Source organism: Parabacteroides hominis (assembly GCF_014287585.1).
In the GTDB taxonomy this organism is placed as follows: domain Bacteria; phylum Bacteroidota; class Bacteroidia; order Bacteroidales; family Tannerellaceae; genus Parabacteroides; species Parabacteroides hominis.
Genome location: NZ_JACOOJ010000009.1, coordinates 69,726 through 83,833 on the forward strand (window position 1 = coordinate 69,726; position 14,108 = coordinate 83,833).

Consider the following 14,108-nt stretch of genomic DNA (forward strand, 5'->3'; position numbering starts at 1 on the left):
TGGCGGGTTCGAATCATGAATTTTGATGCAGCCCCTTTGATATAAATTAACATTGTTGGAATAAACCTTTTGAGGCATTGGACTGTCTTATATATACAAAGGCGAAAGATAATGTTTAGTTATTTAAGGTTTATGAAGAATGTTAGGTTATTGTTTTTGATAGGGATTGTCCTTACGATCGGAGGACAATCCCTTTATTCTCAAAATAAGAAGGAAAGGAAAGAACAAAAAGCTAAAGACATAAAAGAAATGATAGAAAGCGGCCGGTTTACGATAGATGTGGACCGGGCGTTGCCAATGGGAGGACGTACGGTTAATCTGACGACTCCTTATTCTCTTGAAATGCGTGGTGACTCGGCGATTTCTTATCTGCCTTATTTCGGCAGGGCATATTCTTTGCCGTACGGTGGAGGCGACGGGATGCGTTTTGAAGAATCAATTACCGATTATCAATCAACCTTCGATAAGAAGGGGACCGCTCGAATTAAATTTGCAGCCCGTACCAAAGAAGATACTTTCCGTTTCGATGTGCAAGTATTTTCAAATGGTTCCGCAATCATAAGCGTAACGCCGGCTAATAGGCAAAATATCACATACCAGGGAGAACTGGCTCCGAAGAAGGAGGATTGAGCAGCCGCCCCTGCCGCGCATTTCGTTCGGAAATACGTTTATTTACCTTTGCTGTAAATTCAAAATTCTTAAGTCCCCAATCCGGTGCAATCAGCAGCTCTTTTGGGGATTGCGATACGAACCTCTCTACGACAATAGAGGGGTTTAATCGTTCTATGAAGTCTATGACCAAGTCGATGTATTCGTCGACGGTATAGAGGTGGAACTGTTCGGGATGTTCCGCCTGTTCCCTGGCCATGCGCGTGCCTCGGATAAGTTGCAACTGGTGGAGCTTCAGCGTCGTGACCGGAAGGGTGGACAAGTTGTCGGCATGGTGCAATATTTCTTCCCGGCTTTCTCCCGGAAGACCTAAGATCAAGTGGGCTCCCGTGTAGATGTTCCGGGCCGCCGTGCGACGGATGGCCTCTTCCGATTCAGCCTGCGTATGTCCCCGGTTGATACGGGTTAAGGTACGGTCCAGCGTGCTCTCCAAGCCATATTCGATCATGACGAACTTCTTTTGGGATAAAGCGGAGAAATAATCCAGCAATGCTTCCGGCATGCAATCCGGCCGTGTGCCGACGATCAGTCCGACGACATCCGGATAAGCGAGCGCTTCCTCATATTTTGCGATCAACGAGTTTAGTTCGTCATACGTGTTTGTATATGCTTGGAAATAGGCCAGATATTTCATCTCCGGATATTTGCGGGAGAAAAAGCGGACGCCCTCTTCCAATTGTTCCGTTACGCTTTTTTCGGTATGGCAGTATTCCGGGCTGAATGTCTGGTTGTTGCAGTAGGTACAACCGCCGAAACCTTTCGTCCCGTCGCGGTTCGGACAGGTGAAGCCGGCGTTGATCGAAATCTTTTGCACTTTATAAGGGAATACTTCCCGCAGGAAATCTCCGAAATCACGATATGGTTTGCTGTTTTCCATGCGGGCAAAGGTAATTTATAATGGTTAAAGGGCAATGTCCGGTGGTTAATAATTTGATAAAATGACATCCGGATGGCTTTGTTCTACACAAATATCCTTTAATCATTGGCGGTTTTCTGCCAAATACGGCAAGAATGTAGTAACTTTGCAATCCGTTCTAACTGAATTATAAGATAAAAATAGGATCATACATGAAACGATTAGGGTTTGGCGCTTTACTTTCGTTCCTGCTGGTTGGGAGCCTGGCAGCACAGAATGGGAGTAAACGTGTCGATTTAAAAGAAATTACAGACGGTCAGTTCCGCCAAGTGACAAATATAGGGGAAATGCGTTCTATGCCTGACGGCGAGCATTACACGGCGATGAACGATGCCCGCAACATGATTATAAAATATTCCTATCGCACCGGAAATCCGGTCGATACTTTATTCAATACAGGGAAAGCGCGTGAGTGTACGTTTGACAAGTTCGACGGATACACGATCAGCAGCACAGGACATCATATTCTCGTCTGGCGCGATACGGAGCCGATCTATCGCCGTTCGTTCAAGGCGAATGTGTACGACTATGATGTGCGCCGTAATTATGTGAAGCCGATTTCCGATTCGAAAAGCAAGCAGATGATTCCGACATTCTCGCCGGACGGGAGGATGGTCGCCTATGTGAGTGACAATAATATATGGATTCGTAAATTCGATTACGATACGGAAGTCCAGGTGACGAAAGACGGGGAGCTGAATAAAATCCTGAACGGTATTACCGATTGGGTATATGAAGAAGAGTTTGCCGTAACGAACCTGATGGCCTGGTCGCCGAACAGCGAACAGTTGGCTTTTGTGCGTTTCGATGAATCGGAAGTGCCCGAATATTCGATGCAGATGTTCGGCAACGGGCTTTATCCCGGCTATTATGACTATAAATATCCGAAAGCTGGCGAGAAGAATTCGAAAGTGACGTTGCACTCTTATGACGTGGCGACGAAAGATACGAAGGAACTGAAAGTTCCGGTGGAAGCGGACAGCTATATTCCACGGATCGTTTTTACGAATAATGACGATCAGTTGGCTGTGATGACCTTGAACCGTCATCAGAATGTTTTCAATATGTATTACGCGAATCCGAAAAGCGGCGTTTTCCGCCTGATCCTGCGTGATGAAAATAAGGCTTATGTCGATTCTGAGTGGTTGAACTCCATCCATTTTTATGCGAACAGCTTCTCTTATGTAAATGAACAGGATGGCTATGCGCATATTTACCTGTATTCTCCTACGGGTGTCATGCAACGCCAGGTGACGAAAGGCAATTGGGACGTGACGGCGTTCCTGGGTTATGATGAAGCGGCAAAGACGGTTTACTATGAATCGGCCGAAGAAAGTCCGATCCGGCGTGCTATATATAAAATCGATGCGAAAGGAGTAAAGACGAAACTTTCGACACAGGAAGGAACGAACAATGCAACATTCAGCGATAACTTCGCTTATTATGTAAATCAATATTCAAATGCCAACACGCCGGTCAAAATTACCGTAAACGAGACGAAGTCGAATAAAGTGCTGCGTGTCCTTCAGGATAACGCCCGCCTGATCGATAAGCTGGCAGGCTATTCCTACGCCAAGAAGGAGTTTTTCAAAGTGCGTACAGCTTCCGATTATGAACTGAATGCATGGATCGTGAAACCGGCTGACTTCGACGAATCGAAAAAATATCCGGTCCTGATGTTCCAGTACAGTGGCCCGAACTCCCAGCAGGTATTGGATAAATATGGTTTTGACTGGGAACAATATCTGGCGGCTAACGGGATCATTACGGTCTGTGTGGACGGACGTGGTACAGGAGCCCGTGGGGAAGCCTTCCGTAAATGCACGTATCTGCGGATGGGCGAACTGGAATCTAAGGACCAGGTGGAAGCTGCGCAGGCTTTAGGCAAATTGCCGTTTGTCGATAAGAACCGCATGGCTATCTGGGGATGGAGTTTCGGCGGCTACAATACGCTGATGTCCATGAGTGTCGGTAACGGAACTTTCAAAGCCGGTATCGCCGTTGCGCCTCCTACCGATTGGAAATATTACGATTCTGTCTATACGGAACGCTTTATGCGTACGCCAAAAGAAAATTTTGAAGGCTATGCCGCTACTTCACCGATCCGTCTGGCGAAGGATTTGCAGGGAAAGCTGTTGCTGATCCACGGCACAGCCGACGATAATGTGCATTTCCAGCAGACAATGGATTATGCTGAAAGCTTGGTACAAGCCGGTAAACAGTTTGAAATGCAGGTTTACAAAGACCGTAACCATAGTATCTATGGCGGAAATACCCGTTATCATCTGTATACCAGAATGTCTAACTTTTTATTTGATAATTTGTAACATTATAATGTCAGAACATTTAAGAAAGCCGGATTGGTTAAAGATCCGGCTGGGTGGGAACGAACAGTTCACACGAACAAAAAGCATCGTTGAGTCCCATTGCCTGCATACGATCTGCACCAGCGGGAAATGTCCGAATATGGGAGAGTGCTGGAGCAGGGGGACGGCTACCTTTATGATTGCCGGAGATATCTGTACGCGTTCTTGCCGTTTCTGCAATACGTTGACAGGCAAGCCGCTCCCGTTGGACCCGAAGGAGCCTGCGAATGTGGCGGAAAGCATCCGGCTGATGGAGTTGAAACATGCGGTTATTACTTCTGTCGACCGGGATGATTTGCCGGATTTGGGTGCGCAGCATTGGGTAGATACGATCCGTACGATAAAAGCGGTCAATCCGGAAACGACGGTAGAAGTCCTGATCCCCGACTTTCAGGGGCGGTTGGAACTGGTGGATAAAGTGGTGGCAGCCGCTCCCGAAATAATATCCCATAATATGGAAACTGTTCGCCGTATCAGTCCCGAAGTGCGTAGTGCCGCGAAGTACGAGGTAAGCCTTTCCGTGCTTGCGCGTATTGCCGCACAAGGCGTCGTTGCCAAGACCGGTATAATGGTAGGTCTGGGTGAAACGGTCGGGGAAGTTTGCGAGTTAATGGATGACGTGCGGGCTGCCGGCGTCTCTGTCCTGACAATCGGGCAATACTTGCAACCCAGTCGGAAAAATATTCCGGTTAAAGAATACGTTACGCCTGAACAGTTCGAGTCTTATAAATCAATTGCTTTACAAAAAGGGTTCAAAAAGGTGGAGAGCGCTCCGCTGGTCCGTTCCTCTTATCACGCTGAAAAACACGTATGATGGCGAGAACATTTCTCTGTACAGTTTGTTATGTTATAAAGGGAAAAAAGGGGGAATGGGTATGAACAAAGTGAAGAGAGGCCTGGATAATCAGGCTATTGGCTTAGTGCCACTGTTGCTGTTTATGTTTTTGGATAATTATTTTTCATATTTGTTATCCTTCATAATCGGCATTACCTTTTGTTTCGTTTGTATTTTTTTGTATCAGATCCTGAGTAAGGATAAGGTTTATCAATTTTTGTTATTACCGGCTGCGACAACATTAGTTCTTTATTCGATTTTTCTTTGCCTTCGGCTTGAGCCGGTGTTGTTTATTTATTCTCCGTTAATAACAGAAGTTTTATTAGTAGTGGTATTGGCGTTTTTGGGGTTTGCCAAACGGACAATATTACGGCGAATCCGGACTTCTCAGCATCCGACCTACAAGCGGACATTGATGCGTACTACGTTGAATGAATTCTTTTTTGTCGCCCAGCTCATCCAGAACCTCTATACATTGCATCTGTTTATCATTTTGGTATACAGTATTTTGCCCGAAACGATGCAGAGTGTGCGTATGGAGCGTTTCTTATACAGGGAGCTTGGGATCGTTATCGGAGTATTTCTGATTCTGTATGAACAGATAAGAATCTCGATGATGCAAGGCAGCCTTCAAAAGGAAATGTGGTTGCCTGTATTGAATGACGGAGGAAAGGTGATTGGTTGCATAGCTCGTTCCGTAAGCCGTTCGTTACCAAAAAAGTATTATCATCCTGTTGTACGTGTGGCTGTTGTTTACCAGGGAATGCTTTATCTGGTAAACAGGGGGAAGAAGTCTTTTGTATCACCTGATACGATCGACTATCCGTTCTACAGATATGTTTTGTTCCGCCATAGTATAGAAAGTACGGTGCGTGAAACAATGGGCGACTTGGGTGAGAAAGGTGATATCATGCCCCGTTTCCTGATTCGGTACACATTTGAGAACGAAAAGGTGAAACATTTGGTGAACCTGTATGTGATGTGTGTGCGCTCAGAAGAGGTTATGGATCAGATCAAACGACCGAACGGAAAGCTCTGGACTTCCAAGCAGATTGAAGAAAATCTGAGTTCAGGTGTTTTCAGCGAGTATTTTGAACAGGAATTTGCTTATTTGCAAAACACTGTCCTGCTGGCAGAAAATTTCTGCTGTGCTGATTGCTAAGAATCGGTAAGGGTGCAAATGTTTGCACTCTTATCGATTGCCTAATTCGATAACTTCCAGATCTTTAATCAGCTTCCCGTCTATCACGAAACGTACCAGTGTCCTTATCTGATGAAATCCGCTCTTACCGGCTGCGCCCGGATTCATATACAAGCAATTTAAACTTCTGTCGAACGCAACTTTTAGGATATGCGAATGTCCGGCAATGAACAGATTGGGCCGGGTGTCATACAACTCTTCCCTGATAAGCGGATTGTAACGTCCCGGATAGCCGCCGATATGCGTCATCATGACGTTCACTTCCTCGGCCTTGAAATGGGCGACCTGCGGATATTGCAGGCGAAGCGATTGCCCGTCTATGTTGCCATATACGGCGCGAAATGGTTTCAATGCCGCCAGCCGTGCCGCCAGTCCGTCCGAACCGATATCTCCTGCATGCCAGATTTCATCACATTCCGAGAAATATTCCGCATACTTGTCGTCCCACCAGGCGTGGGTATCTGAAAGAAGTCCTATTTTAAGCATAACAATTTCTTTTATCCCACAAAAGTATTTATATTTACCGACCGAAGATAATAATACGATGGAGAATTCACATAAATACTTTAAACGTGATATTAGCTGGTTGTCCTTCAACTATCGCGTTTTGCTGGAGGCGGAAGATGAAACGCTCCCTATCTATGAGCGTATCAAGTTCCTTTCGATCTATTCGTCCAATCTCGAAGAGTTTTACGAGATAAGGGTTGCCGAGCACCGGGGTGTGATCATGAAAAAGAATTTCACCGAAGAAAGCGGGGCGGAAGCGGAAGAGACGCTTGCCGAAATCACGGAAGAGGTGAACCGGCAGCAGCGCGAATACTATCGCATATTCTCCAAAGTATTGCAGGAATTGAACCGGCAGGATATCTACTTGTATCAGGACAGCAGGCCGGAACCGTTTCATGAGGAATTCGTGCATAACTTTTTCAATGAAGAGGTGTTCCCTTTCCTTTCGCCGGTCATGATACAGGCAGGGGATATCCGTACGTTCATACGTGACCGCCGTCTTTATCTGGTAATCCGGATGATGAAAAAGAGCAAGCGGATGACAGAACCGGATTATGTGCCGGAATATTATTATGCCCTGATGAAAATCCCGTATGCGAAAGTGCCCCGTTTTATCGAATTGCCTACGCATGAAGGAAAACACTATATCATGTTTATCGACGATATTATCCGGGCCAATTTGTCCAGTATCTTCCCCGGCTATGTGGTGGAGAGTTGTTACAGCATCAAGATTTCACGGGATGCCGATATTTACCTGGATGACGAGAAAGGCGGGAATATCGTGGAAAACATTCGCAAGAAAGTGAAAAAGCGCAAGATCGGCGCCTTGAGCCGGTTTATGTACGACAGCAATATGCCCGATGATTTCTTGGCGTTTATATGCAATGCCTTTGGTATTACCACAGACGATCTGGTACTGGGGGGACGGTATAACAACCTGCAGGATTTGATCAAACTGCCGAATCCGAAGGGGAAAGAGTTGGAGCAACAGGTTCCGTCTCCTATGCGTGTGCCTTTCCTGGACGAGATGGGTTCTGTCTTCCGGGCGGTGAAAAAGCGGGATATCCTGTTGCATTTCCCCTACCAGTCTTTCGACTATCTGATCCGTTTCCTGATGGAGGCGGCTTTCGATCCGAAAGTAGATGAGATCAAGATCACGCAATACCGGGTGGCGGAGAATTCGGCTGTTATCAACACGTTGATCAGTGCTGCGCAGAACGGCAAGAAGGTGACGGTCTTCGTGGAGCTGAAAGCCCGTTTCGACGAAGAGAACAATATGAGCACGGCTGAACGGATGGAGCAGGCCGGCATCCGTATTATCTATAGCATCCCCGGCTTGAAAGTGCATGCAAAAGTGGCGGTTATCTTGCGGAAAGATACGGAGGACGGTAGCAAGCGGCGGGATTTTGCCTATCTGAGCACCGGCAATTTCAATGAAAAAACGGCGCGTATCTATTCCGATATGGCGTTGCTGACTTCGAATGCGGAATTGATAACCGACATAAACAAAGTGTTTGCCGTGCTGGAAGGGAAGCTGACCGGACCGACGTTCCGCCATCTGCTGGTTGCCCGTTTTAATATGGTTCCGGAGCTAACCCGTATGATCCATCGGGAGATCGAACATGTGAAGGCCGGGCGTAAAGGACGCATTGTGTTGAAGATGAATGGCCTGCATGACCAGAATATGATTGATGAATTGTATAATGCGAGTGAGAACGGAGTGGAAATCGACCTGATCGTCCGGGGAATTTGTTGCCTGGTCCCGAACCGTCCGTTCAGTACGAATATCCGGGTGACCCGTATTGTGGATATGTTTCTGGAACATTCCCGCATCTGGTACTTCTATAATGACGGAGAGGAAGATTTGTTCCTGACTTCTGCCGATTGGATGCGTCGGAACCTGAATCGCCGTATAGAGACAGCTTTCCCGATTCTGAATGCGGAAATCAAGCAAAACATCATCGATATCCTGAATATCCAGTTGCAGGATAACGTGAAAGCCTGTTTGATCGACGAACATTTGCATAACAACTTCAAACGGGATGACAATCCGGTGAAAGTCCGGGCACAGTTGGCTATTTATGAATATCTGAAAAACAAAATATAGACGGTATGGATCTTCCTTCTTCCTGGACATTCGTGTTATTTACCTTGTGCTTTGTCGCCCTGATCGCAGGAGCCTTGTTCGGATTTGTGATCGGGTTTCGTACGGGCGGCAGGCAAGAACGCTTTCGCCAGGTAAAGGAGAAACTGAAACGGAATAAAGCGATCATCTGCCGGCAGCAAAAGGAACGTTACGAATATGCCAGGCAGGTGAAGCAGTTGGAAGAAGATTTGTTGCACTCGGCATCCGAATCCGAACAGTATAAGGAACGGATGTCCGACCTTGAGTTCTACCAACGGAAACTTCGGGAGAGCGAGCGGGTCATATCCTCTTTATCAGCCGAAAACGCAGACCTGTCCGATATGAATGTCCTGTCTATGCTGGTCCAGTTGAAAGATGACCCGCTTCATACGAACCTCACCCGCGAGGAATGGAACGGTCTGTTTCATTTGACAGATGTCCTTTTCAATCATATCCTGATCGATTTGAAGGAGAAGCAAGGGATTACCCGCCATGAACAGGAAATCTGCTGTCTGGTCAAATGGAACTTCTCGCGGAAGGAACAATTGGCTGTTTTCAATAATACGTCAGAAGCCCTGACCAAATCGAAAAACCGGTTGAAGAAGAAGCTCCGGCTGGATGAGAAGGCCGATTTGGATCAATTTATTCGTCTTTATTAGGGGCAGGAAAGAGGCGGATTGTCCGCTGAATTGGATATATTGTATCGCTCGTTTTGTTTATGTGATTGTATTTTAAGCTGTTAATGGATTAGCTATTTGTCCGGCATCGTTTCTTTCCCTTCTTTTCCCTCCTCTCTATCTTTGCGTTGTGTGGATTTAATTTTTAAGTAAACTTAATGAGTGAATGACATGAGAACGCATTTTTTATTAATTTTGATCCTGATCGCCCTGGCAGGGGGGACGGCTTGTAACCGGTCATCCAAGCCGGCTAAACAGTCCATCTTTATGAAACGGGCGACTGGTTTTGCTTATGAAGTGTTGGTTGTAATGGACAATAATACGTGGAAAGGAGAGGCAGGCCGGTTGCTGTACGGCCAGCTGACGGCTCCTATTCCGGGGTTGCCCCAGAATGAGCCGACTATGCGGGTGACGTATGCCGAGCCGTCGCAGTTTAACGGCCTGCTCCATTATGTCCGTAACATTATTAATGTCCGGGTGGATGCATCCCTTTACACGAAGGTATCTGTATATAAGGAAAAAGACCGGTGGGCTACCGGGCAGGAAGTGGTTACGGTCAACGCGCCTTCTCCCCGGCTTTTGGCTGAATACCTGGAAAAGCAAGGAACGCCGTTGGTCGCCTGGTTGGGTGAGAAGGAGCGGGAACGGGCGGCCGGCTATCTGGAGGGGTCGCATAGCGTCTGGGTGGACGACAAGGTGAAGGCGCGTTTCAATGCGCAGTTGCATGCACCGGAAGAGATGTGCTCTTATAAGGATACGACGGACTTTCTTTGGGTGACAGATCATGGCGTGAGGGGACGGACCGATATGGTCGTCTACAGTTTCCCTTATGTCAGCGAGCGTACGTTTACGTTGGATTATCTGGTAGCCATGCGCGATTCCGTTTTAGGCGAACATATACAAGGCGCGTTCCCCGGCTCTTATATGACGACCGAAAAGCGTTTTACACCCTCTTACGAAGCTATATCGAAGAACGGGGAGTACTGCGGAGTCGTCCGGGGATTGTGGGAGATGGAAGGCGACATGATGGGCGGCCCGTTTGTCAGCCATGCCCATCTCGACCGGAAGAACCAGCGGGTTGTCGTGGCGGAAACCTTCGTCTATGCCCCGGGCACGAAAAAGGCGAAACTGCTCCGGCGGGCGGAAGCGTCGCTTTATACGTTTTGTTTGAATTGAGTTGTTTATGCTTTAAATTTGATAGTATTATGTTGGCTCTTTATCTGAAAATCGCTTTCCGTAATATGTGGAAATACAAGACGCAGTCGCTGACCGGTATTTTCGGATTGGCATTCGGGCTTGCCTGCTTCGTACCGGTCCTTTATTGGATGCGTTACGAGACGTCTTACGACGGTTTTTACCCGGAAGCGGAGAATATCTATCGTGTTTATGCCGTAGATAAACAGTCCGGCAATGTGAACAAAAGCCTTTCGAAAGTTTATGAGAAGGCATTGCATGAGCAGTTTCCGGCTGTAGAAGCCTCCGCCGTTTGCATAACCGGGCAGGAGGAGAACTGCCGTACCGATCATATCCCGTATGTCCGGTTGCGCATGCTTTATGCCGAGAACGCTTTCTTCGATGTTTTCCCGCAGAAGTTTGTTTGCGGCGATGCCGAGCGTCCGCTGCAAGTGATAGATAATGTCGTGCTTACGGAAACGATGGCTGTGCGCTTGTTCGGCGATCCGGAAAAAGCAGTCGGGCAACAGGTGCAGAATACGATCAGGGCGGATTGGCCGCCCTATACGGTCACGGCGGTGGTGAAAGACCCGCCGGCCAACTCTAATTTTTCGTTCGACGCGATTATTTACAGCAATATGGTCAAGCACTTTGCCGAAATAGATGAAAAACAACAGTGGGGCTTTTTCATCTTTGATTTGTATGTGAAGCTGAATCCTCATGCAGATGCCGGCGCACTGGCAGGGCAAGTGCGTGATTTGGCTTCCCGGTCGGGGACTAACCCCAATGTCGAGTTGCGGGTATTGCCCATCGGCGATATCCGTCACCACCTGAACTCGGATGCGCCTTTTACGCTGAACTTCATAGGCCTGTTTGTCGCCTCCGGGATATTGCTGCTGTTATCTACGATATTCAATTTCTTGAACTTGCATCTCGACTTTTTCCGCCAGCGCCTCCGGGAGTTGCATTTGCGCATCGTGAACGGAGCTACGGGAGGCCAACTGATCCGGCAGATGCTTTTCGAACTGGCTTGTTCGATCCTGATCGCCTTCTTGCTGGCATGTTTCCTGATACTGCTTGTCCGTCCCGCCTTTTCAGGGCTGTTGGACATTGAAATAGGGGTGTCGCAATTGGTCCTGTTCTTCCTTGCTAGTAGTGCCGTATTGCTGGCTTCGATACTGCTTGTCGGCGCTGTCGCTTTTTGGCGGTTAAGCCGTTTGGCCATGTTGCCTGCGTCGGAAAGGGAGAATACGCGGCAGCCGGTGTTGAGGCGGATGGCTGTCACTTTGCAACTTGCGGTCAGTGTCGTGTTTATCCTTGCCGCATCCGTCGTAATGATGCAGATGCGTTTTGTCAATCACAAAGATTTGGGGTTTGACCGTAACGGAGTCGTGCAGTTGTCCGGGTTTCAGGATTATTCGGGAAAAGTGGAAGCTGCCTTGATGGACAAGTTGAAGGCAGTCCCCCAAGTCGAAATTCTGACCGATGCTTATTTCGAACCTCGCCATGAGGTATTGCCTTATTGTCTGTCGAACCGGGTGGAATGGCCAGGGGAGCAATCATCTGCGAACAGCTCTTTTTATCTGGTTCCTGCAGACGAGTGTTTTGCCTCGACGTTCCGTTTGAAACTGCTTCATGGAAAGTGGTGGGAGGAAGGACAGGTGCGAAAGGTGGTTCTCAACGAGGAGGCGGTCCGTGTGATGGGGCTTCGTGACCCGGTGGGGGTGGTTATCCGTATGCCGGTGTTCGAAGAGGATTCCGTTGCCGATTATGAAGTGGCGGGTGTGGTGAAAGACTTCCATTTGTTGTCACTTCGCAACCGTATCCAGCCTGCGCTTTTCTTTCCTTCGACACGGTTGTTCAATCTCTTGTATCTGCGTGTTGTTCCCGGACAGGAGATGGAGGCAATCCGCCGGGTTATGGAGATTCTTCCCGAAGTCGACGTTACCTTGGCCGATGCCCGCCTGACGCCTGTGGGTGAGTTGTACGACCGCCTCAACCGCTCGGAACAAGTCGGGCTGAAAATGTTTTCCGTCCTGGCGGTCGTCTGCCTGCTGATCTCGTTGTTCGGCATTTACGCTGTCGCCTCTGCCGCCACGCAACGGCGGCGCAAAGAGATCGCCATCCGCAAGGTGGTCGGAGCCGAAGCCGGAACGATCGTCCGCATGTTCTTCCGCGAATATACGCTGCAAGTGTTCATTGCCGCTGTCTTTGCACTCCCGCTGTCCTACTTTGCCATGGACAACTGGCTGCAAGGGTATGCCTATCGCACGGATATCCCCGGATGGCTGCTGGCGGGTGTACTTACGGGAGTGGTGGCGGTGGTGCTGCTTACCGTCTTAGGACAGGTGTTGAGGGCGGCCAACGGTAATCCGGCGGAGGTGGTGAAGAGCGAGTGAAGAAGAGATGTTTATCTATACTCCAAAAGATTTATGTGAATAAAAGAAAATTGTTGAATGGAGGAGGAACAAGTTCCGTCTTGTCTGAATGCAGTCCATCGTCTGGTTTGAACGATGCTCATCGTCTCGCCTGAACGACGCCCGTCGTCTCGTCTGAACGATGGCCATCGTCTCGACGAGACGGAAAATGTGGAATTATAATTCTCCCGGACGTTCTTCTTCTCCGCCACCTCCGGTAGGTACTTCCCCGATGTAAAGCGGAGTGTAGATCAGCGTGCGAGGGGACTTCAGTAAAGTAGAAGTGTTGCTGTAATACGTCTCCATCTCCAACCGGTACGTCCCTTCAGGCAAGCTGGCCGGAACGACCAGTATGATGCGTTTCGGTTCGTTGATCGAAGTCGAAGCGATCGTTGCCGCCACCGCGTCCGTTTCGGCATTGATGAACTTGATGCTTCCGATGCCCGAGCCGTCGGCGTTGAGGCTGCGGATCTTCTTGCCCGTGATGTCGATCGTGTTGCCCGGTGTCATGAATCCGTCCGTGCGTCCGGTGGCCGAGTCGGTCACCAGGCCGATGCGTGCGCCGCCCGAGTCGAGCACGTTGCCTGAAAAGACGGGCACTACCGTTTCCAGTTCCTTGCGGAAGGCAACCGAGGGGTTGATGTTCACATACGGTTTCTGTTTGGCGGGGTCCACCACGCCGTCCGTCCCGATGAACGAGCCGGGCAGGGCCGGGGCGTAGAGCGTGGATCCGGTGTTGACGGTGTTGCCTTGGCAGACCGATTCGATGATTTTCTTGTCATACAGGGTGATAACGCCGATGACCGTCTCGCGGTTGTAGGCCGTTTCTTTCACGATCTCGTCGGCGAGGTTGTCGACCGTCTTCGGGAGGAGGGTTTTCACTGTGGCGGTGTAGTCGTTCGTCACGTCTTTTGTCAGAAGGTTTTCGGCGAGGTCGAAATACCATTTGTAACTTTTTGTAGCCATATCGTTTGTTTTTATGTTGAAGGCAAACTTACCTTTTTATATTGGATTATGGCCTTGAATATCAATATATTTATTATGTTGTTCAACACGTAAGCGAAGTGGGAGGCGGTTGATAGGCGTGACATGTGGCCGGGCGGAGAGGCGGGACTGCTCCGTCCGGCCGGAATCCTCTGGAAAGTGTCTAATATATTTACACCGCTGTCAAATAATTAGACACTTCTGAAGGTTTTGCGTTGTTGCAATGTGTTGTATATTA

General features: G+C 48.5%; 11 protein-coding genes. 8 read left to right on the forward strand and 3 right to left on the reverse strand.

Annotated elements, in window-relative coordinates; all coding sequences use genetic code 11:
• The first annotated feature begins 132 nt into the window (after positions 1-132).
• A complete protein-coding gene (locus H8S65_RS07295) occupies positions 133-630 on the forward strand; it encodes a DUF4251 domain-containing protein (protein WP_186929330.1) in 498 nt (165 codons plus the stop codon).
• Here H8S65_RS07295 and mnmL read toward each other — a convergent pair.
• The gene (mnmL, locus tag H8S65_RS07300) at positions 590-1,546 is read right to left on the reverse strand and encodes a tRNA modification radical SAM protein MnmL/YtqA (RefSeq protein WP_186929331.1); all 957 of its coding nucleotides are present in this window, start codon (positions 1,544-1,546) and stop codon (positions 590-592) included. The genes H8S65_RS07295 and mnmL overlap by 41 nt on opposite strands.
• Positions 1,547-1,737: 191 nt before the next feature.
• Here mnmL and H8S65_RS07305 point away from each other — a divergent pair, with 191 nt between their 5' ends.
• The 3 genes from H8S65_RS07305 to H8S65_RS07315 all read left to right on the forward strand — a co-directional run bounded on the left by H8S65_RS07305 (position 1,738) and on the right by H8S65_RS07315 (position 5,948).
• Positions 1,738-3,912, forward strand: a complete 2,175-nt coding sequence (locus tag H8S65_RS07305; protein WP_186929332.1) for a S9 family peptidase — start codon at positions 1,738-1,740, stop codon at positions 3,910-3,912.
• A gap of 7 nt (positions 3,913-3,919) precedes the next feature.
• On the forward strand, positions 3,920-4,765 hold the full coding sequence (lipA, locus tag H8S65_RS07310; RefSeq protein WP_186929333.1) for a lipoyl synthase: 846 nt from the start codon (positions 3,920-3,922) through the stop codon (positions 4,763-4,765).
• Between the two features lie 61 nt (positions 4,766-4,826).
• Positions 4,827-5,948: a hypothetical protein gene (locus H8S65_RS07315; protein ID WP_186929334.1), complete on the forward strand. Its 1,122-nt coding sequence runs from the start codon at positions 4,827-4,829 to the stop codon at positions 5,946-5,948.
• A gap of 30 nt (positions 5,949-5,978) precedes the next feature.
• On the opposite strand, the gene H8S65_RS07320 is transcribed toward H8S65_RS07315, so the two are convergent.
• Positions 5,979-6,473: a metallophosphoesterase family protein gene (locus H8S65_RS07320; RefSeq protein WP_186929335.1), complete on the reverse strand. Its 495-nt coding sequence runs from the start codon at positions 6,471-6,473 to the stop codon at positions 5,979-5,981.
• A gap of 58 nt (positions 6,474-6,531) precedes the next feature.
• Between H8S65_RS07320 and H8S65_RS07325 the strand changes: the two genes are divergently transcribed.
• The 4 genes from H8S65_RS07325 (at position 6,532) to H8S65_RS07340 (ending at position 12,868) form a co-directional block, all read left to right on the forward strand.
• Positions 6,532-8,601: an RNA degradosome polyphosphate kinase gene (locus H8S65_RS07325; protein WP_186929336.1), complete on the forward strand. Its 2,070-nt coding sequence runs from the start codon at positions 6,532-6,534 to the stop codon at positions 8,599-8,601.
• A gap of 5 nt (positions 8,602-8,606) precedes the next feature.
• The gene (locus H8S65_RS07330) at positions 8,607-9,278 is read left to right on the forward strand and encodes a hypothetical protein (protein ID WP_186929337.1); all 672 of its coding nucleotides are present in this window, start codon (positions 8,607-8,609) and stop codon (positions 9,276-9,278) included.
• A gap of 189 nt (positions 9,279-9,467) precedes the next feature.
• Positions 9,468-10,472: a DUF4837 family protein gene (locus H8S65_RS07335; protein ID WP_186929338.1), complete on the forward strand. Its 1,005-nt coding sequence runs from the start codon at positions 9,468-9,470 to the stop codon at positions 10,470-10,472.
• Positions 10,473-10,501: 29 nt separating this feature from the next.
• Positions 10,502-12,868, forward strand: a complete 2,367-nt coding sequence (locus H8S65_RS07340; protein ID WP_186929339.1) for an ABC transporter permease — start codon at positions 10,502-10,504, stop codon at positions 12,866-12,868.
• A 195-nt stretch (positions 12,869-13,063) separates the two neighbouring features.
• Here the strand turns inward: H8S65_RS07340 and H8S65_RS07345 are convergent, their stop codons facing one another.
• A complete protein-coding gene (locus H8S65_RS07345; RefSeq protein ID WP_186929340.1) occupies positions 13,064-13,852 on the reverse strand; it encodes a DNA-binding domain-containing protein in 789 nt (262 codons plus the stop codon).
• Positions 13,853-14,108: the final 256 nt, after the last annotated feature.

Bases quoted from the DNA above. Each gene is read 5' to 3' on its own strand.
- H8S65_RS07295 (WP_186929330.1), top strand. From the start codon at position 133: ATGAAGAATGTTAGGTTATTGTTTTTGATAGGGATTGTCCTTACGATC.
- mnmL (WP_186929331.1), bottom strand. From the start codon at position 1,546: ATGGAAAACAGCAAACCATATCGTGATTTCGGAGATTTCCTGCGGGAA.
- H8S65_RS07305 (WP_186929332.1), top strand. From the start codon at position 1,738: ATGAAACGATTAGGGTTTGGCGCTTTACTTTCGTTCCTGCTGGTTGGG.
- lipA (WP_186929333.1), top strand. From the start codon at position 3,920: ATGTCAGAACATTTAAGAAAGCCGGATTGGTTAAAGATCCGGCTGGGT.
- H8S65_RS07315 (WP_186929334.1), top strand. From the start codon at position 4,827: ATGAACAAAGTGAAGAGAGGCCTGGATAATCAGGCTATTGGCTTAGTG.
- H8S65_RS07320 (WP_186929335.1), bottom strand. From the start codon at position 6,473: ATGCTTAAAATAGGACTTCTTTCAGATACCCACGCCTGGTGGGACGAC.
- H8S65_RS07325 (WP_186929336.1), top strand. From the start codon at position 6,532: ATGGAGAATTCACATAAATACTTTAAACGTGATATTAGCTGGTTGTCC.
- H8S65_RS07330 (WP_186929337.1), top strand. From the start codon at position 8,607: ATGGATCTTCCTTCTTCCTGGACATTCGTGTTATTTACCTTGTGCTTT.
- H8S65_RS07335 (WP_186929338.1), top strand. From the start codon at position 9,468: ATGAGAACGCATTTTTTATTAATTTTGATCCTGATCGCCCTGGCAGGG.
- H8S65_RS07340 (WP_186929339.1), top strand. From the start codon at position 10,502: ATGTTGGCTCTTTATCTGAAAATCGCTTTCCGTAATATGTGGAAATAC.
- H8S65_RS07345 (WP_186929340.1), bottom strand. From the start codon at position 13,852: ATGGCTACAAAAAGTTACAAATGGTATTTCGACCTCGCCGAAAACCTT.